Consider the following 18886-nt stretch of genomic DNA (forward strand, 5'->3'; position numbering starts at 1 on the left):
CCGCCGCCTCCCCGGCCTCCCGGGTGTCAGCGGCCCCGGACCACGGTCGCTCCCTGCGCCGGGGATGTCGCGGTGCGGGCCGCGCGGCACGTACCGGAGGCCAGGAGGGACTCGGCGACCTCGGCGGCGCTCTCGGCGTCCCGCACCAGGAACGCCGTGGTGGGGCCGGAGCCGGAGACGAGGCCGGCGAGGGCGCCGGCGGCGCGACCGGCGGCCAGCGTGTCGGCGAGCGACGGGAAGAGGGAGATCGCCGCGGGCTGGAGGTCGTTGGAGAGGGCGGTCGCCAGGGCCGTGGCGTCGCCCTTGGCGAGGGCGTCGAGCAGTTCCTGGGAGGCGAGGGGCTCGGGGACCTCCGTGCCTTCCGTGAGGCGGTCGAACTCCCGGTAGACGGCCGGGGTGGAGAGACCTCCGTCCGCGACCGCGAACACCCAGTGGAAGGTGCCGCCCACGTCGAGGGGCCGGAGTTGCTCGCCCCGCCCGGTGCCGAGCGCGGCGCCACCGACCAGGCTGAAGGGCACGTCGCTGCCCAACTCGGCACAGATGTCGAGGAGTTCGCCCTGTGGGGTGTTCAGGCCCCACAGCGCGTCGCACGCCACCAGCGCGCCCGCCGCGTCCGCGCTACCGCCCGCCATACCGCCCGCGACGGGGATGTCCTTGGCGATGTGGAGGTGCACGGCGGCATCGAGGCCATGACGTGCGGCGAGGGCGAGGGCGGCGCGGGCCGCCAGGTTCGTACGGTCCAGGGGGACCTGGTCGGCGCCCGGCCCCGTGCACGTGATGCGCAGCTCGTCGGCCGGAGTTGCGGTGACCTCGTCGTACAGGCCGACGGCCAGGAAGACGTTGGCCAGGTCGTGGAAGCCGTCGGGGCGGGCGCCGCCCACCGCGAGCTGGACGTTGACCTTGGCGGGGACGCGTACCGTGACGCTCACTGCTGGACCGGCTCCTTGTGTTCTTCTGCGTTCCGCGCGGAACGGTGCTCCGCGATACGGGCGAACTCCTCGACCGTCAGCGACTCCCCGCGCGCCTGCGGCGACACCCCGGCGGCCACAAGCGCGGCCTCTGCTGCCGCGGCCGAGCCCGCCCAGCCGGCGAGGGCGGCGCGCAGGGTCTTGCGGCGCTGGGCGAACGCGGCGTCGACGACGGCGAAGACCTCCTTCCGGGAGGCCGCGGTCCTGACCGGCTCCGCCCGCCGGACGAGCGAGACGAGACCGCTGTCGACATTGGGCGCGGGCCAGAAGACGGTGCGGCCGATGGCGCCTGCTCGCTTGACCTCGGCGTACCAGTTGGCCTTCACGGACGGGACGCCGTACACCTTGGAGCCGGGCGGGGCGGCGAGGCGGTCGGCGACCTCCGACTGCACCATGACGAGCGTGCGCTCGATGCTCGGGAACGTCTCCAGCATGTGCAGCAGCACCGGGACGGCCACGTTGTAGGGCAGGTTGGCGACGAGGGCCGTGGGTGCGGGGCCCGGGAGTTCGCGTACGTGCATCGCGTCGGAGTGCACCAGCGCGAAGCGGTCGGACCGCTCGGGCATGCGCGTGGTGATCGTGGTGGGGAGGGCGGCGGCGAGTACGTCGTCGATCTCGACCGCGGTGACGCGGTCGGCCGCCTCCAGCAGGGCGAGGGTGAGCGAGCCGAGTCCCGGGCCGACCTCGACCACCACGTCGTCGGGGCGTACCTCCGCGGTGCGGACGATCCGCCGTACGGTGTTGGCGTCGATCACGAAGTTCTGGCCGCGTTGTTTGGTGGGGCGTACGCCGAGGGCTGCCGCCAGGTCGCGGACGTCGGCGGGGCCCAGGAGGGCGTCGGGGGTGGGGCTGCTCACGTGCCAAGGGTACGGGTGGCCGGCCACCGGGTTGTTCCTCGCCCCCGCCGCCCCTACCCGTCCCATCCCCAGGGGCTCCGCCCCTTCGACCCCGCCAAGGGGACTCCGCCCCCTGGCCCCCGGACTTCGGGGCTCCGCCCCGGACCCCGTCTTCGGGGGCCGGCCCCCGGACCCCGGCTCCTCAAACGCCGGAGGGGCTGGAATGGGCGGGCACCCCCAGCCCGTCCGGCGTTTGAGGACGAGGCCGTTCAGGCCGACAAGCCGGGGTCTGGGGGCGGCAGCCCCCAGGGAAGGATGGGACGGGTAGGGGCGGCGGGGGCGAAAGAAACCACCCCCGCCTCAGCCGTGCAGCCGCGCACCGCAGTGGGGCCACGGGCTGGCCCCTCGGCGCACGTACAGCTTCTTCGCCCGCATCGTCTGCTCGTCCGCCGACGCGTCCTGGGGCCGCCCCTCACCCCCGAGGCTCTGCCAGGTACGGGAGTCGAACTGGTAGAGCCCTCCGTACGTCCCGGAGGGATCCACCGCCCCCGGCCGCCCACCGGACTCACACGCCGCCAGCCCCGCCCAGTTCAGATGGTCCGCCCCCCGCACGGACGTCGGCACCGGCTTCGTCCCCACCTTCACGACCTGCGTCCGTGCCTCGCGCACCACCTCGGAGCGGGTACGGCGCGGTTTCTGTCTGACGCCGTTGACGACGCGCACGGAGTACGTGTCGCGGCGCACGCCCGGACGCCCGGCCCGCTCGACGACCTCCGTGCCCTGGAAGAGGGACGGGTCCTCCGTCCGGAACACGTCGAAGGGGATCGACTCCTCGCGCACCTCCCGCTCCCCGGTGATCCGCAGCACGGTGATCGTCTGCCCGTCCCGTGGAAAGCCGTCCTGCGGAACGGACGTCGTGTCCTGCCCCTCCAGCGTGATCCCGGCCTGCTCCACGGACTCCCGCACGGTCGCCGCGTTCGTACGGATCGTCCGCGGGCGGCCGTCCGCCATGATCGTGACCGTCCGCTCGGTGCGGACGTCCAGCGCCAGCCCCTCTCGCCCGATCCGCCGGGAGCGCGAGGTCGACACGTACGCCCCCTCCGCTCGCACCCCGAGTTGTTCGAGCGCCCCGTCCACCGTGTGCGCCGTCGTCCACACCTGGCGCCGCTGCCCGTCAAGGGTGAGCCGCACGGGCCGCCCGTAGCGGACCGCCACCTCGTCGCCACTGGCCAGGGCGGTGCCCGGCGTGGGCGCCACCACGTCGTGGGCGCCCACGGCGACACCCTCGTCGGCGAGCAGTTCGCTCACGTCGTCCGCGAAGGTGTGCAGGGTGCGCGGCTTCCCGTCGACGCTCAGCTCGATCGCCTTGTCCTTGGCGACGAAGGCGGACGTACCGCCCGCGAGGAACGCCACCACCAGCGCCTGCGGGACCAGGCGGCGCAACGGCACGGGCCGCTCGACGGCACGTCTGCGGCGCGGGGCCCGCCGGGGCCGGGCCCGGCTGCCGGGGCTCGTGGGCACCGCCCGGTCCTCCGGACGGGACACCACCGGCTGGGCCGCCGTCTCGTAGGCGGGACGGTACGTGTCCTCGTACGCTCCGTGGCTCAGCCCGTACGCTTCGCCGTACATGTCGCCGTGCATGTCGCCGTACGACTCGTACGACTCGAATGGCTCGTACGGCTCCAATGGCTCCAATGGCTCGTACGGCTCGTACGACGTGCCAAGCGTGTCTCCATACGTCTCGCCATACGTCTCGTGCTGCACTCTGCTCACAACGACACGCTCCTCGGGAGGCCGGAGGCCGGATCGGGCGACCGCAACCTAATGGAACGGCCATCACTCCCCCAAGCAACGCGACTACACAGCGTGGCGACACGGGCCAATACCCAGTGACCTTGATCACTCGAACGGCGCCGCGGCTGTACCGGAAGTGTTATCCCTCAGTAATCAAACGCCCGCGCGGTGTTCGCGCCGATCGCCGTCGCCAGCGCTTCCTCGCCGATGCCCCGCACGGCGGCCATGGCGCGCACCGTGACCGGAATGAGATACGGCGCGTTGGGCCGACCGCGGTACGGCGCCGGGGTCAGGAAGGGCGCGTCGGTCTCCACGAGGACCAGCTCCAGCGGGGCCACGGCGAGGGCGTCGCGGAGCGGCTGGGCGTTCTTGAAGGTCACGTTGCCGGCGAAGGACATGAAGTAGCCGTGCTCGGCGCACACCTCGGCCATCTCCGCGTCGCCGGAGTAGCAGTGGAAGACCGTCCGGTCCGGGGCGCCCTCCTCCTTGAGGAGGCGCAGCACGTCGGCGTGGGCCTCGCGGTCGTGGATCACCAGCGCCTTGCCGTGCCGCTTGGCGATCTCGATGTGGGCCCGGAAGGACCGCTCCTGCGCCGCCTTGCCCTCGGGACCGGTACGGAAGTAGTCGAGCCCGGTCTCGCCCACGGCCTTCACGTGCGGCAGCGCCGCCAGCCGGTCGATCTCGGCGAGCGCCTCGTCCAGGGCCGCGTCCCCGCCCGGCTTCCGGGCGCCCTGCCGGGACCATCCCGCCCGTCGCCCACCACCACCCTTGTCCGAGTCGCTTCGCGACGCCCCCTCGATGGGGTCGCCGTGGACGATGCGCGGGGCCTCGTTGGGGTGCAGCGCGACCGCCGCGTGGACGTTCCCGTGCGCCGCCGCCGTGTCGGCCGCCCAGTGGGAGCCCTTCACGTCGCAGCCGACCTGCACGACCGTCGTCACACCCACCGACGCGGCCTTGGCGAGGGCCTCCTCCACCGTGCCGGACTGCATGTCGAGGTGCGTGTGCGAGTCGGCGACGGGCACCCGGAGGGGCTCGGGGAGCGGGGGCGCGGCGTTCTTGTCGTGCGGGCCGGAGGTGTTCGAAGGCATGCCCCGATCCTACGAAGGGGGCATGCCCTCACGGCGTCCGGTGGCTGTCAGCTCGCCTTGCGCTGGAACGGGTGCAACAGGTCGGACAGATGCCAGTGGTGGTGGTTCTTGGGGCCCTCGGGCTCCTCCGCCCTGATCTGCCGCGGCACCGGTGGGGACTGCCGGCGGAGGTGGCTCTGCACGGAGGACACCTGCCCCGGCCGCATGATGCGCACCACGTGGTTGTCGCAGTTCTGGCAGGTGGGCTTGGACAGCGGCGACGGGACGACCCGTCCGTCCGCCACGTACATGACGAACTCCTGCCCCTGGCCGTCTATGTGGTGCTCTATCTCGTACGACTGCTCCCAGCCGTGCCCGCAGCGCATGCAGGCGAAGGAATAGGACTCGTGGACGACTGCGGTCGCCGTTCCGCGGTGGCCGATCTGCCCTGCGATCTCGGTCATGCCAGCTCCTGTTGTCCGCTGGACAAGCACCCCCGGCGCGGGTTCCCCCCGGAATGCCAGTGGAGGCGGGGGACGGGTGCGTCCCCTCACCCAGTGGACTCCGCTCCGGGTGGGCGCGCAGCAGCCCTGTCGAGTGTTGGACCCGATTTGGCGTTTCCTTGTCGCAGAGCGTGTGACGAAAGGCCTGAGCTTTGCTTTTAACGGCGTGCTTTTACACACCCATGGGGCGCAGGGGCGCACCTGGGGGCGCAGAGCGCCCGGCGCGCCCCGCAAAAACGCTCACCCCGCATAGCAGCTCACCCCCCCAAAAAAAATCACCCCCCCAAAAAAACCGCTCCCCCCGCAAAGCCGCTCACCCCGCGGAGCTCTTCGCCGCAACCACCGCGTCAAAAACCACCCGCTTCGGCACCCCCGCCTCCACGGCCACCGCCGCGATCGCCTCCTTGCGCCGCTCGCCCGCCTCCTCCCGCACCCGCACCCTCCGCACCAGTTCGTCGGCGTCGAGTTCCTCGGCCCCCTTCTCGGGGGCACCCTCCACGACGACGGTGATCTCCCCGCGCACCCCCTCGGCGGCCCAGGCGGCCAGCTCGTCCAAGGACCCCCGCCTTACCTCCTCGTACGTCTTGGTCAGCTCGCGGCACACCGCGGCCCGCCGCTCCGCCCCGAACACCTCGGCCATCGCCGCGAGGGTGTCGTCCAGCCGGTGCGGGGCCTCGAAGTACACGAGCGTGCGCCGTTCCCCGGCCACCTCCCGCAGCCGCGACAGCCGCTCGCCCGCCTTGCGCGGCAGGAACCCCTCGAAGCAGAACCGGTCCACGGGCAGCCCGGACAGCGCGAGCGCGGTGAGCACGGCGGACGGGCCCGGGACGGCGGTGACGCGGATGTCCTTCTCGACGGCCGCGGCCACCAGCCGGTACCCCGGGTCGGAGACCGACGGCATGCCCGCGTCCGTCACGAGCAGCACCCGGGAGCCCCCCACCAGCGCCTCGACGAGCTCGGGCGTTCGGGCGGACTCGTTGCCCTCGAAGTACGACACGACCCGTCCGGAGGGCTGCACGCCCAGCGCCTGGGTGAGGCGCCGCAGCCGCCGGGTGTCCTCGGCGGCGATCACGTCCGCCCCGGCCAGTTCCTCGGCGAGCCGGGGCGGGGCGTCCGCGATGTCGCCGATGGGGGTGCCTGCCAACACAAGGGTTCCTGTCACGTTTCCATCCTCGCAGGGGGCATACGCGGGACTCCCACAGACGTGTTCCCTACGATGGCGCGGTGACCAGTACCGCGAGTACCGAGTCCTCCATGGACACCCGGCAGAGCCAGGCCACCGAAGAGCAGCGGCCGTCATGGCAGCAGCGGCTGCGCCGGTTCGGATACACGGCGAAGCCGAGAGGCGACGTCCGTGACCGTCTGGTGCCTCCGTACACCCGGCCCGGCCCGCTCCTGTGGGCCGTGCTCGGGCTGCGCGGGGAGACCGGCGCCCGGATCACGCGCTGGGCGGCATGGGGCGGGCCGCTGCTGGTGACGCTGCTCGCCGGGCTGCTGCGGTTCTGGAACCTGGGCAGCCCGAAGGCGGTGATATTCGACGAGACGTACTACGCCAAGGACGCGTGGGGGCTCATCCACCGCGGGTTCGAGGTCAACTGGGCCAAGAACGCCAACGACCTCATCCTGCAGTCCGGCGGTCACGTCCCGGTCCCGACGGACCCGGCGTACGTGGTGCATCCGCCGATCGGGAAGTACGTCATCGGCATCGGCGAGTGGCTGTTCGGGTTCACGCCGTTCGGCTGGCGCTTCATGCCGGCGCTGCTCGGCACGCTCTCCGTCCTGATGCTGTGCCGCATCGGACGCAGGCTGTTCCGCTCCACGTTCCTCGGCTGTCTCGCGGGGACGCTGATGGCGGTGGACGGGCTGCACTTCGTGATGAGCCGTACGGCGCTGCTCGACCAGGTGCTGATGTTCTTCGTGCTGGCGGCGTTCGGCTGTCTGGTGATCGACCGCGACAGGACGAGGGAGCGGCTCGCCGCCGCGCTGCCACCGGACGGCGACGGGGTGGTCCGCCCGAACGCCCATGTGGCGGAGACCACCCGCTTCGGTCTGCGCCCCTGGCGCTGGCTGGCGGGCCTGTGCCTGGGCCTGGCCTTCGGCACCAAGTGGAACGCCCTCTACTTCCTCGCCGCGTTCTGCCTGATGGCGGTGTTGTGGGACGTCGGCTCCCGCAGGGTCGCGGGCGCGCACCGCCCGTACGCGACGGTCCTCAAGCGCGACACGGGCCTCACGTTCCTGGCCACGGTCCCGGTCGCCATCGCCACCTACCTGGCCTCGTGGACCGGCTGGATCCTCTCCCCCGACAACGGCTCGGGCGGCTACTTCCGCGACTGGGCGGCGACCGCGGGCAAGGGCGGCCACTTCACGTGGCTGCCCGACTGGATGCGCAGCCTGTGGCACTACGAGTACGAGGTCTACCAGTTCCACGTGGGCCTGCACTCGCCGCACACGTACCAGTCGAACCCGTGGAGCTGGATCGTGCTCGGCCGCCCGGTCTCGTACTTCTACGAGTCCCCGATGCCCGGCAAGGACGGCTGCCCGTCGGACGCGGGCGAGAAGTGCGCCCGCGAGGTCCTGGCCCTCGGCACACCGCTGCTGTGGTGGGCCGCCGCCTTCGCCGTGCTCTACGTCCTGTGGCGCTGGTTCTTCCGCCGCGACTGGCGCGCGGGCGCCATCGCCTGCGGTATCGCGGCCGGCTACTTCCCCTGGTTCATCTACCAGGAGCGCACGATCTTCTTCTTCTACGCGATCGTCTTCCTCCCGTTCCTCTGCCTGGCCGTCGCCATGATGATCGGCGCGGTCCTGGGCCCCCCGGGCTCGACGGAACGCCGCCGCGTCGCGGGCCTGGCGGGCGCGGGCGTCCTGGTCCTCCTGATCGCGTGGAACTTCATCTACTTCTGGCCGCTGTACACGGGCACGGCGATCCCGATCGACTCGTGGCGGGCTCGGATGTGGCTGGATACGTGGGTCTAGCTGGGCCGTTCGGTTGGTCAGCCTGCTGCTCGCGTGAACCCGTGGCTCCGCTCCACTTTCGCCACGTGCAGCGTGTAGCCGAGTGATCGCTCATGGCGCCACCGTAAGGCGGGGCGTACGCCTCCGGAAGAACCAGGGGGCCTGAGTGCAGGCCCTAGCCGACCAGCGAGGTCGCCAGCTTCTCCAGCGCCGCCATCTGCTCCTGCACGCCGGTCTCCATGCCGGACTGGACGATCGCGTCGCGGACGGTGCGGTCAGGCACCTCGGTGAGCAGCCACAGTGATGTGCGGCCGTCCTTCTCGGTGAAAACGGCGGTGTTCACCGCCGCGTTCTCCTCCGCCTCCTCCGGGGTCATTCCGGGCGCGCCCTCGAACACCTCGGTCCAGACGATCCGCTCCTCGGGGACGATCTCGCGGTACTCGCCGTGGAAGGCGACCTCGAATCCGCCGTCGGCCAGCGCACCCCACATGACGTATCGCCACTTGCCGCCGACACGGAAGTCCGTTTCGACCGTGTCCAACGTGCCACGCTCGCCGCACCACCAGCGCTTGACCAGTTCCGGTGTGGTCCACACCCGGTAGACCAGCCGGCGGGGCGCGTCGAAGTCCCGGGTGATGAGGATCTGGTCGTCCGCCGGGAGGGTGAGGGTCGCGGTGCGGTGGCTGGTCATGGTCTGTTCTCCGTCCTCTCGTCATGGTGCTCTTGCCGCTTGAGGTCCGCGATGACGGCGTCCAGCCGGTCGAACCGCGCCGACCAGAGCCGCTCGTATTCCCCGACCCAGTCGTGGATCGGCTTCAGCGCTCGGCGTTGAGCCGGTAGAACCGGTAGAACCGGTAGAACCGGTAGAACGGGTAGAACCGGTCCCGGCCGTCCTCCCGGACGTCCACGGCACCGCCCTGAGGCAGGCGTCAGCCGGGCGTCAGCCGGGCGTCAGCACCATCCGGAAGCGGGCCCTTCCGGCCAGCATCTTCTGGTAGGCCTCGTCGGCGCGGTCCAGCGGTACGGGCTCCGTCATCGGGCGGATGCCGTGCAGGACGCTGAACGCCATCGTGTCCTCCACGTCCTGCGAGGTGCCGGACGGGTGGCCCCGGACGACCTGGGCGCCCATGATCAGCTGGGCCGGGGTGATGCCCATCGGTTCGGTGGTGGCCCCGATGACGATCAGTTCCCCGCGGTGGGTCAGGCCGTCCGCGGTGGCCGTGATGGCCGCGGAGTTCCCGGCGGTGGCGAGGACGGCCTTGGCGCCGCCGAGGGACCGCAGCGCCTCGCCGACCGGGGTGCCGGAGGTGCTGTCGATGTAGTGGTGGGCGCCCAGTTGCTTGGCGAGGTCGGCCTTCTCGGCGCCGCGGGCGATCCCCACGGTCTCGTAGCCCATCGCCACCGCGTACCGCACCCCGAGGTGCCCGAGGCCGCCGAGGCCGAGCACGGCGACCAGATCGCCGGGACGGGCGGAGCTGCGCCGCAGCCCGTTGTACGTGGTCACGCCCGCGCAGGCCATCGGCCCGGCATCGCTCGCCGCCAGTCCGTCGGGGATCCTGGCCAGGGCGTCGACGGGCGCGATCACCTTCTCCGCGTAGCCTCCGTCGTACGCCCATCCCGGGACCTTCAGGTTCTCGCACACGATGAAGTCGCCCTCCCGGCAGGGCCCGCAGTGGCCGCAGCTGCCGCCGAACCAGCCGACCGCGACCCGGTCACCGACCTGCCAGCCACGGTCCTGAAGACCTTCGCCCAACTCCTCGATGTGCCCGGCGATCTCGTGCCCGGGAACATCGGGGAAGGACACACCGGGTACCGCGCCGTTCACGAAGAGTGCGTCGCTGTGGCAGACGCCGCACGCTTCCACAGCGATCCTCACATGGCAGGGTCCTGGCCGCGGCACCTCTCGCTCGGCCAGCTCGAACGTACCGCCCGGGGCGGTCACCTGCGCGACTCGATAGGTACTCATGCGTTCCTCCGGCGAACCCGTACGCAGCCCCTCCAACCAGCAGACCAGTTGCGGGCCGATCGTGCGCGCCGAGGGCACCGGACGTTTCGGCGCATGACGTGGGTCAGGTTCGAGCCACGCATTCGATCTCACTTCGGACATCATTGGGGCAACCCCTTCCACAGTCCCCCCTCAGGTCGCTTACAGTTCCAAGCGGCCGAGGATTTCTGAACACGTTCAGAAACGGTCTCAGGGGGTGCCGCCTACAGGGCGCCAACGGGGAGGGAGCGCGCGATGCGCAAGGGGGCAAAGGCCGCCGTCGTCGGTGGGGTGTTCGCCGTGATGGTGGGGGGTGCCGGGTACGGGGCGTACAACTTCGTGACCGCGTTGAGCGGCGACGGGGGTTCGGGCTCGGCCGGGACACCCGTGGTGAGGACCGGGCCGCCGAGCCGGGACGAGGTCCAGGAGACGACGCGGAAGTTCTTCGCCGCCTGGGAGAAGGGGCAGGCCGCCGAGGCCGCGTCGTACACGAATTACGAGGAGGGGGCCGAGGGGCTGCTGGCCGCCTACCGCGACGATGCGCACATACGTGACGTGACGATCACGCCGGGGACGACGTCCGGCCGGACCGTACCGTTCTCCGTCAAGGCCACGGTGGCGTACGAGGGGAAGAGCGAGCCGCTCGCGTACGACAGTGAACTGACCGTGGTGCGCGGGAAGACGACCGGCAAGGCACTCGTGGACTGGCAGCCGTCCGTGGTGCACCCGGAGCTGCGCAAGGGCGACACCCTGGTCACGGGTGAGGCCTCGGCCCCGCCGATCAGGGCCGTGGACCGCGACGGCGTCGAGCTCAGCAAGGAGAAGTACCCCTCCCTCGGGCCGATCCTGGACGCCCTGCGGGACAAGTACGGCGACCAGGCGGGCGGCGAGCCCGGCGTCGAGCTGTCGGTGCGGCACACCGGCGGGGGGCAGGGCGACGGACAGGGCGACGGACAGGGCGAGGGTGACACGACGCTGGTGACCCTCGCCAAAGGCAGGGCCGGCGAGTTGCGGACGACGCTCAGCGCCACCGCGCAGGCGGCGGCCGAGAAGGCGGTCGCGAAGTTCCCCGAGTCGTCGGTGGTGGCCGTGAAGCCGAGCACGGGCGAGGTGCTGGCCGTCGCCAACCACCGCGAGGACGGCTTCAACGCGGCCTTCCTCGGCAAGCTGGCCCCGGGATCGACGATGAAGATCATCAGCGCCGCCATGCTCATCGACAACGGGATCACGACAGCGACGGGCCCGGCCCCCTGCCCGCCCACCGCCGCCTGGCAGAGCCAGACCTTCAAGAACATCGACGGCATGGACCCGAACGAGAACGCCACCCTCTCCGAGAGCTTCGCGCGCTCCTGCAACACGGCGTTCGTGAAGTACGCGGACGATCTGGAGGTCGACTCGCTGACGAAGGAGGCCAAGGAACGCTTCGGGCTCGGCCGGGACGACTGGAAGGTCGGCATCCCCTCCTTCGACGGATCGGTCCCCGCCTCCGGCGGCCCGGACACGGCGGCCAACATGATCGGCCAGGGCCAGGTGCAGATGAGCCCGCTGAACATGGCCTCCGTCACGGCGACCGCCATGACGGGCAGCTTCCGCCAGCCGGTCATCGTCTCGCCACGGCTCGACGACCGCCAACTGGCCACCGCCAAGGGCCTGTCCGCGAGTACCGTCCAGCAACTGCGCCAGATGATGAACCGGACCGCGACCAGCGGCACCGCCGCCACCGCGATGTCCGGGCTCGGCGGCAGCATCGGCGCGAAGACCGGCTCCGCCGAGGTCGACGGGCAGGCGGTGTCCAACAGCTGGTTCACCGGCTACCGGGGGGACGTCGCGGCCGCGGCCATGACCCAGGAGGGCGGTCACGGCGGCGACGCGGCCGGTCCGATTGTCGCAAGCGTGCTACGAGTTGCCGGCTGACGTCACAGCTGTCACAGCGGGACTCTAGGGTGGTGCTGTCGTTCTCGTTTGAGGAGCGTGAGGGCAGCGGGGGCCTGGGTACAGCGGAGGAACGTAGGGCTGTGGGCAAGAGAAGGCGTGTCGCCGAGGAAAACAGCAGCAACAACCGCCCGCTCGTGGTGGGTGGGCTGATCGCCGCCGTGGTCGTCGGCGGCGGCGCGGTCGGCGCGTACGCCCTGTTCGGCGGTGGCGCGGTGGCGGAGGACGGGTCGTCCTCGGCTTCCGGTGCCGATGCGGTGAAGACCGGCCCCCTGTCGGCGGCCGAGGTCCGCACCGCCGCCACGACGTTCCTCACCGCCTGGCAGGGCGGCTCCGTCACGAAGGCGGCGGCCGCCACCGACGACGCGGTGGCCGCGAAGGCCGCGCTGACCGGCTTCAGCGAGGACGGGCACATCACCGATGTGACCCTCACCCCCGGCAAGCGCTCCGGCGACGCGGTCGCCTTCTCGGTGAAGGGCACGGTGTCCTACAAGGGCACCGCCGACAAGCCGCTGGCGTACGAGTCGTCCCTGACCGTCGTACGGAATGCCAAGGACGGCAAGCCGCTGGTCGGCTGGAAGCCGTCGGTGGTCCACCCGGACCTCGGTGAGGGCGACCGGCTGGTGACAGGTGAGGCGGGCACGCCTCCGGTGAAGGCGCTCGACCGGGACGGCGGCGAGCTGACGGCCGCCGAGTACCCGTCTCTGGGGACCGTGCTGGACGGGCTGCGCGAGAAGTACGGCAAGGAGGCGGGCGGTAAGGCGGGGATCGAACTGCGGGTGGTTCGCGCGAAGTCGTCGGAGTCCTCGAAGTCGACGGACGCGTCCAAGGCCTCGACGGTCTCCAATACCTCCAAGAACGAGGACGCCGACAAGAAGGTCCCGGACAAGACACTCCTGGAGCTGAGCAAGGGCACGCCCGGAACCCTGAAGACCACCCTCAGCCCGAGCCTCCAGAAGACCGCCGAGCAGCAGGTGTCGGCGAAGAAGGGGGCCTCGGTCGTGCTGCTGCGCCCGTCGACCGGCGAGATCCTGGCCGTGGCGAACTCCAACCCGAACTTCAACGTGGCCTTCCAGGGCTCACTCGCGCCCGGCTCCACGATGAAGATCGTGACGTCCGCCCTGCTCATCGAGAAGGGCCTCGCCTCGTCGGACAAGCCCCACCCCTGTCCCAAGTACGAGACGTACGGCGGCTGGAAGTTCCAGAACGTCGACAAGTTCAAGATCGACGGTGGCACGTTCAAGGCGAGCTTCGGGGCCTCCTGCAACACGGCCTTCATCTCGCAGGCCAAGAAGCTGGACAACGACTCGCTGACGAAGGAGACCCAGCAGGTCTTCGGGCTCGGCCTGAACAACTGGTCCGTCGGGGTGCCGACGTTCGACGGTGCGGTGCCGGTGCAGAGTGACGCCCAGATGGCGGCGTCGCTGATCGGGCAGGGCGGGGTGCGGATGAACCCGCTGAACATGGCGTCCGTGGTCGCCACCGCCAAGACGGGCGTCTTCAAGCAGCCCTACCTGGTCGCTCCGTCGGTGGACGACCGCTCGCTCGCGACCGCGTCGCGCACGATGTCGTCGAAGGTGCAGACGCAGCTCCGTGAACTCCTCCAGTACACGGCGGCCGCGGGTTCGGCGGCGGAGGTGATGGCAGGGCTGGGCCCCGACTTCGGTGCGAAGACCGGCTCCGCGGAGGTCGACGGGCAGAAGAAGCCCAACGGCTGGTTCACCGCGTGGAAGGGTGACCTCGCGTCGGCGGGTGTGGTCCAGCAGGGCGGCCGCGGTGGTAAGTCGGCCGGTCCGATCGTGGCGGCGCTGCTGCGGGCGGGCAGCTGACCGCAGCTTTTCCTCGCCCCGCCGCACCGCCCCGTCCCGTCCCGTCCTGTCCCCGGCAAGGAAATCGTGCGCCAGTGCCGCCTTCGCGGATGCGGCCTCCCTCCAGGGAAGCGGTGGTCCGGCGGATCGCGCGGCCGGACCGGTCCTCGACTGCCCATACCCGAAACACCCCTACCGCGGGGACCGGCCCCGGACGCCTCAGTCGCTGCCCGGGGAACGGCACCAGGCGGTGCGCACGCACTCCCAGCACAACCGCCGGAGCGGTACGCGGTTCCCCCGCGTCGATCACCAGCACCGACCTGCGGACCGGTGCCAGGTTCAGGGCGGCCGAGAGGCCGGCCGCCCCACCCCCTACCTCATGCCGTTCCGGCAAGGCAGGGGCGAGCGGACCGTGCGGTGACGTCTCGGCTCACACGGCTTACGCGCCTCACGTGGCCGCGCTCAGAGCGCGATCGGGTGCGAGGTCCTGCCGGACGCCTCGTCGATCTCGTCGTGTGCCTTGGTGAGCAGCTTCATCGCGAGTTCGTTCAGGGCCCTGGCGCCGGCGATCTCCTCGCCGACCCGTGGCTGATTGGTGTCGGTGCGGTAGCGGCTGGCGTACCCGTGGGCCCGTACCTCGTTCCCGTCGGGCAGCCGCACGAGGGCCGCCGCCTTGGTGCGCTGATCGTCCTCCTCGAATTCCAGCTCGACATGCCATCCGACTGTGGTGTGCTTCATGACGATCACCTCCGGAACCGCTGCTTCCAGGGTGCGCCTCCGCGCCCGCCGATGCACGACTTCGCGCTCGTCCTCGCCCCCTGCCATGGCCCGCGCCTGGTGCCGTGCTGGTTCCGGCTCAAGCAACCTTCGCCGGCGCCGGGCCGTCTTGGCAGACGACGATGTGCCCAGTGACTGAGCAAGGGCGGCAATGACCAGTCTGAACACCGTGGTGACGTGGGTGGACGTACGCGAGAGGCTGCCTCCCAGCGGTATACCGGTGGCCGCAGCGATCACGGGCCGGTATCCGGCTGACAGCGCCACTGAGTCCGATACGGCGCTGGGTGAGGAGTTCTGGCTGGTGAGGCCGATGTACTTCACGACTCAGCACTGGAGTGAGGACGGGGCGGAGCACAGAGACTGCTTCGTGGACTCCGACGGGGTTGTCCGTTTGCCGCACGGCCTGACCAGCGATGAAACCGTGACTCACTGGGCTGAGTTGCCCACCCTGCCGGGCGGGATGACGCACGTCGTTCTTGGGGAAGACGTGCAGTCAGCTCTCCAGAACGCGTGGGGCGCTCGTCCCCTCACCGACTAGCCCGCCCGCAGCATCAGCCCGATGCCGATCACCAGCAGCCCCGCCGCCATGATCCGCGGCGCCCCGAACCGCTCCCTGAAGAACACCGCGCCGATCGCCGAACCGACGATGATCGAGGACTCGCGGAGCGCGGCGACGGGCGCCAGCTCGGCCCGGGTCTGGGCCCACAGGACCAGCCCGTACGCCACCACGGACAGCGCGGCGCCTAGCAGCCCGAGTGCGGCGAACGGCCGGAGGACCCGAAGGGTCTCCCCGCGCCAGCGGTACGCCACCGCGTACACCGGGAGCGCCACGCCCTCCAGCGCCATCAGCCAGGCGATATAGCCAAGGGACGACCCCGAGGCCCGTACGCCCAGGCCGTCGACCACGGTGTACGCCGCGATCGACAGGCCCGTGGCGAGGGCAGCGCCGATCGCCGCCCAGGGCGGACGGTTCCCGCGCAGGCCCCACAGCGCCACGCCCGTCAGCCCGGCGCAGCTCAGCCCGATGCCGGCCGCCGCCCAGCCGTCGGGCACCTCGTGGGCGAACACGGCCGCCAGCAGGGTCACCACGAGCGGCGCGGTCCCGCGAGCGATCGGATACGCCTGCCCGAAGTCGCCGAGCCGGAACGACCGCATCAGCAGCACGTAGTACAGGAGGTGGATCACCACGGACGCGATCAGATACGGCCACGCCCCGGCCGCCGGGACCGGTACGAACGGCATCGCGGCGAACCCGATGAGCGCGCCACCGCCCGCGATCAGTGTGAAGCCGACCAGCTTGTCGGTGATGCGGTGGGCGATGGCGTTCCAGCTGGCGTGGGTGACCGCGGCGAGCAGCACGGCCGCGGTCACGGCCGGTGTCACGCGGTCTGCTCCCGCACGTCGACGAGCGTGGCGCCGGCGTGCGTGATCAACTCCTTCGGAGCCATGGGGAAGACGGTGTGCGGGGTGCCCGCGGCGGCCCACACGGTGTCGTGGTCCAGCAGTGAACGGTCGGCGAGCACACGGGTCTTCGTCCGGTGCCCGAAGGGCGGCACGCCGCCGATCGCGTACCCGGTGGTCTCCCGTACGACGTCCGCCTTGGCCCGGGTCACCTTCCCGGCGCCCAGTTCGCTCCGTACGAGCTCCACGTCGACGCGGGAGGCGCCGTCCATGAGGACCAGGACGGGCACCCCGTCGGCCGCGAACACGAGTGACTTGCAGATCTGGCTGAGTTCGCATCCGACCGCGGCGGCGGCCTCGGCGGCGGTACGGGTCGCGTCCGGGAAGCGGCGGATCCGGTCGTGGAGCCCGTCGAGCCCCAACTCCGTGAGTGCCTCGGCGAATCGGGGGTGAGCACCCGAGGCACCGGAAGCGGCTGAAGCACCGGCAGCGGCTGAAGCGGACACAGAGGCGGCGTCGGAAGCGGTCATGGCGGCACGGTAGCGGTAGGTATACGGAGCGTGCGACCGAGTTCCAGGGGATGGCGGACTGCCGGCGGTTGACTGCACACGGGCCTGTTCTGGCGCGCCGGCTCGCGCACGTCCAGAACCCGGCGTCCCGTTCAGGTGGTACGGGCCTTGAGATGGGCCCGCTCGCCCTGGTGCCCGAACAGGACGAGGAGTTCGACGGTCTGGTCGTCGTCGGGACCGAGCCAGTGCGGCACATGAGTGTCGAACTCGGCGGCTTCGCCGGGCTTGAGGACCAGGCGCTGGTCGCCCAGCAGCAGCCTTAGCCGCCCGGCGAGCACGTAGATCCACTCGAAGCCCGCGTGAGTCCGCAGCTCGGGCTCTGTGCCCGGCCTGGGCGGAATGAGGAGCTTGTGGGCCTGGACGCCGCCGGGGTGGCTGAGCGGTATGTAGGTCATGCCGTCGCGGGTCACCGGGCGCAGGTGGATGCGCGGGTCCCCGGTGCGGGGCGCGCCGACGAGGTGGTCCAGGGGGATGGCGTAGACCTCGGCGAGCGACAGCAGCAGTTCGAGGGTCGGTTTGCGGGTGCCGCCTTCGAGACGGGAGAGGGTGCTCTCGTTGATCCCGGTTCGCTCGGCGAGTTCCGCGAGCGTCATGCCGCGCCGGCGCCGCAGCTCGCGCAGCCGGGGGCCGACCGCGTCCAGGACGTCCTTCTTCGTTCTGCGGCTCACGCCTTCAGGTTGCCGAAACAGCACGAGCCTTTGCAACTGCGGCAGCAGGAGACGCACTGTCGTCCCGGCGGCGACCGACGACTTACTGCCTGCCCGTATCCCTGCTTCGCACGAGGAATGGACTGCGATGACCATGCGAACCGACGCCACGAGCCAGGGCGCTCCCGCTCTGGATCCGCGGCGCTGGCAGGCCCTGACCGTGATCTCCGTGGCCACGTTGATGGTGGTGCTGGACGCCTCCGTCATCAACATCGCCCTCCCGCAGGCCCAGATCGACCTGCGCATCAGCGACGCGGACCGGCAGTGGGCAGTGACCGCGTACGCGCTGGCCTTCGGTGGTCTGCTGCTGCTCGGCGGACGCATCGTCGACTTCGTCGGCCGCAAGCGCGTCTTCCTCATCGGACTGGTCGGATTCGCCGCCGCCTCCATGCTGGCGGGCATCGCCCCCGACGGCGCGACCCTGTTCGCCGGACGGGCCTTGCAGGGCGTCTTCGCCGCACTGCTCGCCCCCGCGGCGCTGTCGCTGATCGCGGTCACCTTCACCGACGCCCGGGAGCGGGCCAAGGCGTTCGGTGTGTACGGCGCGTTGCAGGGCGCCGGCGGCGCCATCGGCCTGATCGCGGGCGGCGTGCTGACCGAGTACACGACCTGGCGCTGGTGCCTGTTCGTGAACGCCCCCATATCCCTGGCGGCGGCCCTGGCCGCCGTTCCGACCGTCCGGGAGAGCCGCGCCGAGGGAGAGCGCCGCTACGACATCCCCGGCGCCGTGCTGGTCACCACCGGCCTCGTCGCACTGGTGTGGGGCTTCACCCACGCCGCCGAGTCCGGCTGGACCACCATCCTCACCTGGCTCCTGCTGGCCGCCGGCCTGGTCCTGCTGGCCGCGTTCGTCCTCGTCGAACAGCGCACGACGCACCCGCTGCTGCCGCTCCGTGTCGTTCTCGACCGTGACCGCGCGGGCGCCTTCCTCGCCTCCCTGCTCACCGGGGCAGGCATGTTCGGGCTGCTGCTGTTCCTGACCTACTACCTCCAGGTCAACCTCGGCTACCAGCCGCTCCACGCCGGTCTGGCCTTCCTGCCGTTCAGCGCGGGCATCATCGCCGCCGCCTCCTTCGGCGCCCCGCTGGTCCCCCGGCTCGGCCCCAAGCCGCTCATGGCGGTCGGTATCGCGGTGACCCTGGCCGGGACGCTGTGGCTGCTCCTGGTGCAGCCGACGGGCGGCTATCTTCCCGTGGTGCTGCCCTCGATGGTGCTGACCGGGCTCGGTCTGGGGGTCTTCTTCGTCGCCCTGCCCAACACCGCCCTGTCGGCCGTCGACCCCTCCGACACGGGCGTGGCCAGCGCCATGATCAGCACGACCCAGCAGGTCGGCGGGGCGATCGGCCCGGCCCTGCTCAACACCCTCTACATCTCCGCTCTCACCGGCTTCCTGGCCGGCCACGGCGGGACGGTGACACGGGCGGTCCAGCTGGACGGATACGTGCACGGCTACCGCGTCGCCTTCACCGCCAGCGCCGTCCTGTTCGCCCTCGCCCTGGCCGCCGTCGGCCTCCTCGTCCGTACCCAGCGCGGCGCCGGCCCCTCGGCGTCCGCCGCCTGACCAACCACCACCACCCGCAGAACAGGA

17 protein-coding genes and 1 pseudogene are annotated in these 18886 nt (G+C 71.2%); 5 read left to right on the forward strand and 13 right to left on the reverse strand.

Annotated elements, in window-relative coordinates; translation table 11 throughout:
- Positions 1-26 precede the first annotated feature (26 nt).
- The 6 genes from IE262_RS21135 to rsmI all read right to left on the reverse strand — a co-directional run bounded on the left by IE262_RS21135 (position 27) and on the right by rsmI (position 6330).
- On the reverse strand, positions 27-929 hold the full coding sequence (locus IE262_RS21135; RefSeq protein WP_189875609.1) for a 4-(cytidine 5'-diphospho)-2-C-methyl-D-erythritol kinase: 903 nt from the start codon (positions 927-929) through the stop codon (positions 27-29).
- A complete protein-coding gene (rsmA, locus tag IE262_RS21140; protein WP_189875611.1) occupies positions 926-1825 on the reverse strand; it encodes a 16S rRNA (adenine(1518)-N(6)/adenine(1519)-N(6))-dimethyltransferase RsmA in 900 nt (299 codons plus the stop codon). The genes IE262_RS21135 and rsmA overlap by 4 nt, the downstream gene beginning before the upstream one ends.
- Positions 1826-2164: 339 nt before the next feature.
- Positions 2165-3577 (reverse strand): resuscitation-promoting factor, encoded by a 1413-nt coding sequence (locus IE262_RS21145; protein WP_189875614.1) that lies wholly within the window; start codon positions 3575-3577, stop codon positions 2165-2167.
- A gap of 167 nt (positions 3578-3744) precedes the next feature.
- Complete coding sequence (locus IE262_RS21150; protein ID WP_189875616.1) at positions 3745-4686, reverse strand: TatD family hydrolase; 942 nt, start codon at positions 4684-4686, stop codon at positions 3745-3747.
- Positions 4687-4733: 47 nt separating this feature from the next.
- Positions 4734-5129, reverse strand: a complete 396-nt coding sequence (locus tag IE262_RS21155) for a hypothetical protein (RefSeq protein ID WP_134038845.1) — start codon at positions 5127-5129, stop codon at positions 4734-4736.
- Positions 5130-5481: 352 nt separating this feature from the next.
- Positions 5482-6330: a 16S rRNA (cytidine(1402)-2'-O)-methyltransferase gene (rsmI, locus tag IE262_RS21160; protein ID WP_189875618.1), complete on the reverse strand. Its 849-nt coding sequence runs from the start codon at positions 6328-6330 to the stop codon at positions 5482-5484.
- 92 nt (positions 6331-6422) lie between these two features.
- Between rsmI and IE262_RS21165 the strand changes: the two genes are divergently transcribed.
- Positions 6423-8141: a dolichyl-phosphate-mannose--protein mannosyltransferase gene (locus IE262_RS21165; protein ID WP_189875860.1), complete on the forward strand. Its 1719-nt coding sequence runs from the start codon at positions 6423-6425 to the stop codon at positions 8139-8141.
- Between the two features lie 154 nt (positions 8142-8295).
- On the opposite strand, the gene IE262_RS21170 is transcribed toward IE262_RS21165, so the two are convergent.
- Both IE262_RS21170 and IE262_RS21175 read right to left on the reverse strand, forming a co-directional pair.
- Positions 8296-8811: an SRPBCC family protein gene (locus IE262_RS21170; RefSeq protein WP_189875620.1), complete on the reverse strand. Its 516-nt coding sequence runs from the start codon at positions 8809-8811 to the stop codon at positions 8296-8298.
- A gap of 249 nt (positions 8812-9060) precedes the next feature.
- The gene (locus IE262_RS21175) at positions 9061-10086 is read right to left on the reverse strand and encodes an alcohol dehydrogenase catalytic domain-containing protein (protein ID WP_189875622.1); all 1026 of its coding nucleotides are present in this window, start codon (positions 10084-10086) and stop codon (positions 9061-9063) included.
- Between the two features lie 273 nt (positions 10087-10359).
- Here IE262_RS21175 and IE262_RS21180 point away from each other — a divergent pair, with 273 nt between their 5' ends.
- Both IE262_RS21180 and IE262_RS21185 read left to right on the forward strand, forming a co-directional pair.
- A complete protein-coding gene (locus IE262_RS21180; RefSeq protein WP_189875625.1) occupies positions 10360-12018 on the forward strand; it encodes a penicillin-binding transpeptidase domain-containing protein in 1659 nt (552 codons plus the stop codon).
- Between the two features lie 101 nt (positions 12019-12119).
- Positions 12120-13865 carry a penicillin-binding transpeptidase domain-containing protein gene (locus IE262_RS21185; protein WP_189875627.1) on the forward strand — a complete coding sequence of 582 codons (1746 nt, stop codon included), beginning with the start codon at positions 12120-12122 and terminating at the stop codon, positions 13863-13865.
- Between the two features lie 253 nt (positions 13866-14118).
- Here the strand turns inward: IE262_RS21185 and IE262_RS39560 are convergent.
- Both IE262_RS39560 and IE262_RS21190 read right to left on the reverse strand, forming a co-directional pair.
- Positions 14119-14238: pseudogene (locus IE262_RS39560) on the reverse strand (FAD-binding protein); the annotation flags it as partial.
- Positions 14239-14306: 68 nt separating this feature from the next.
- Positions 14307-14582, reverse strand: a complete 276-nt coding sequence (locus IE262_RS21190; RefSeq protein WP_134038838.1) for a DUF1876 domain-containing protein — start codon at positions 14580-14582, stop codon at positions 14307-14309.
- Between the two features lie 190 nt (positions 14583-14772).
- Between IE262_RS21190 and IE262_RS21195 the strand changes: the two genes are divergently transcribed.
- Positions 14773-15159 carry an AQJ64_40280 family protein gene (locus tag IE262_RS21195; protein ID WP_189875629.1) on the forward strand — a complete coding sequence of 129 codons (387 nt, stop codon included), beginning with the start codon at positions 14773-14775 and terminating at the stop codon, positions 15157-15159.
- Here the strand turns inward: IE262_RS21195 and IE262_RS21200 are convergent.
- From IE262_RS21200 to IE262_RS21210, 3 genes are all read right to left on the reverse strand, one after another.
- On the reverse strand, positions 15156-16004 hold the full coding sequence (locus tag IE262_RS21200; protein ID WP_189875631.1) for an EamA family transporter: 849 nt from the start codon (positions 16002-16004) through the stop codon (positions 15156-15158). The genes IE262_RS21195 and IE262_RS21200 overlap by 4 nt on opposite strands.
- Positions 16001-16552 (reverse strand): YbaK/EbsC family protein, encoded by a 552-nt coding sequence (locus tag IE262_RS21205; protein WP_189875633.1) that lies wholly within the window; start codon positions 16550-16552, stop codon positions 16001-16003. The genes IE262_RS21200 and IE262_RS21205 overlap by 4 nt, the downstream gene beginning before the upstream one ends.
- 131 nt (positions 16553-16683) lie before the next feature.
- Entirely contained in the window at positions 16684-17259 is a 576-nt protein-coding gene (locus tag IE262_RS21210) for an XRE family transcriptional regulator (RefSeq protein ID WP_268249575.1), read from the reverse strand.
- A gap of 127 nt (positions 17260-17386) precedes the next feature.
- Between IE262_RS21210 and IE262_RS21215 the strand changes: the two genes are divergently transcribed.
- Positions 17387-18859, forward strand: a complete 1473-nt coding sequence (locus IE262_RS21215) for an MFS transporter (protein WP_189875637.1) — start codon at positions 17387-17389, stop codon at positions 18857-18859.
- Positions 18860-18886 lie beyond the last annotated feature (27 nt).

This window comes from Streptomyces bluensis, assembly GCF_014650715.1.
In the GTDB taxonomy this organism is placed as follows: Bacteria; Actinomycetota; Actinomycetes; order Streptomycetales; family Streptomycetaceae; genus Streptomyces; species Streptomyces bluensis.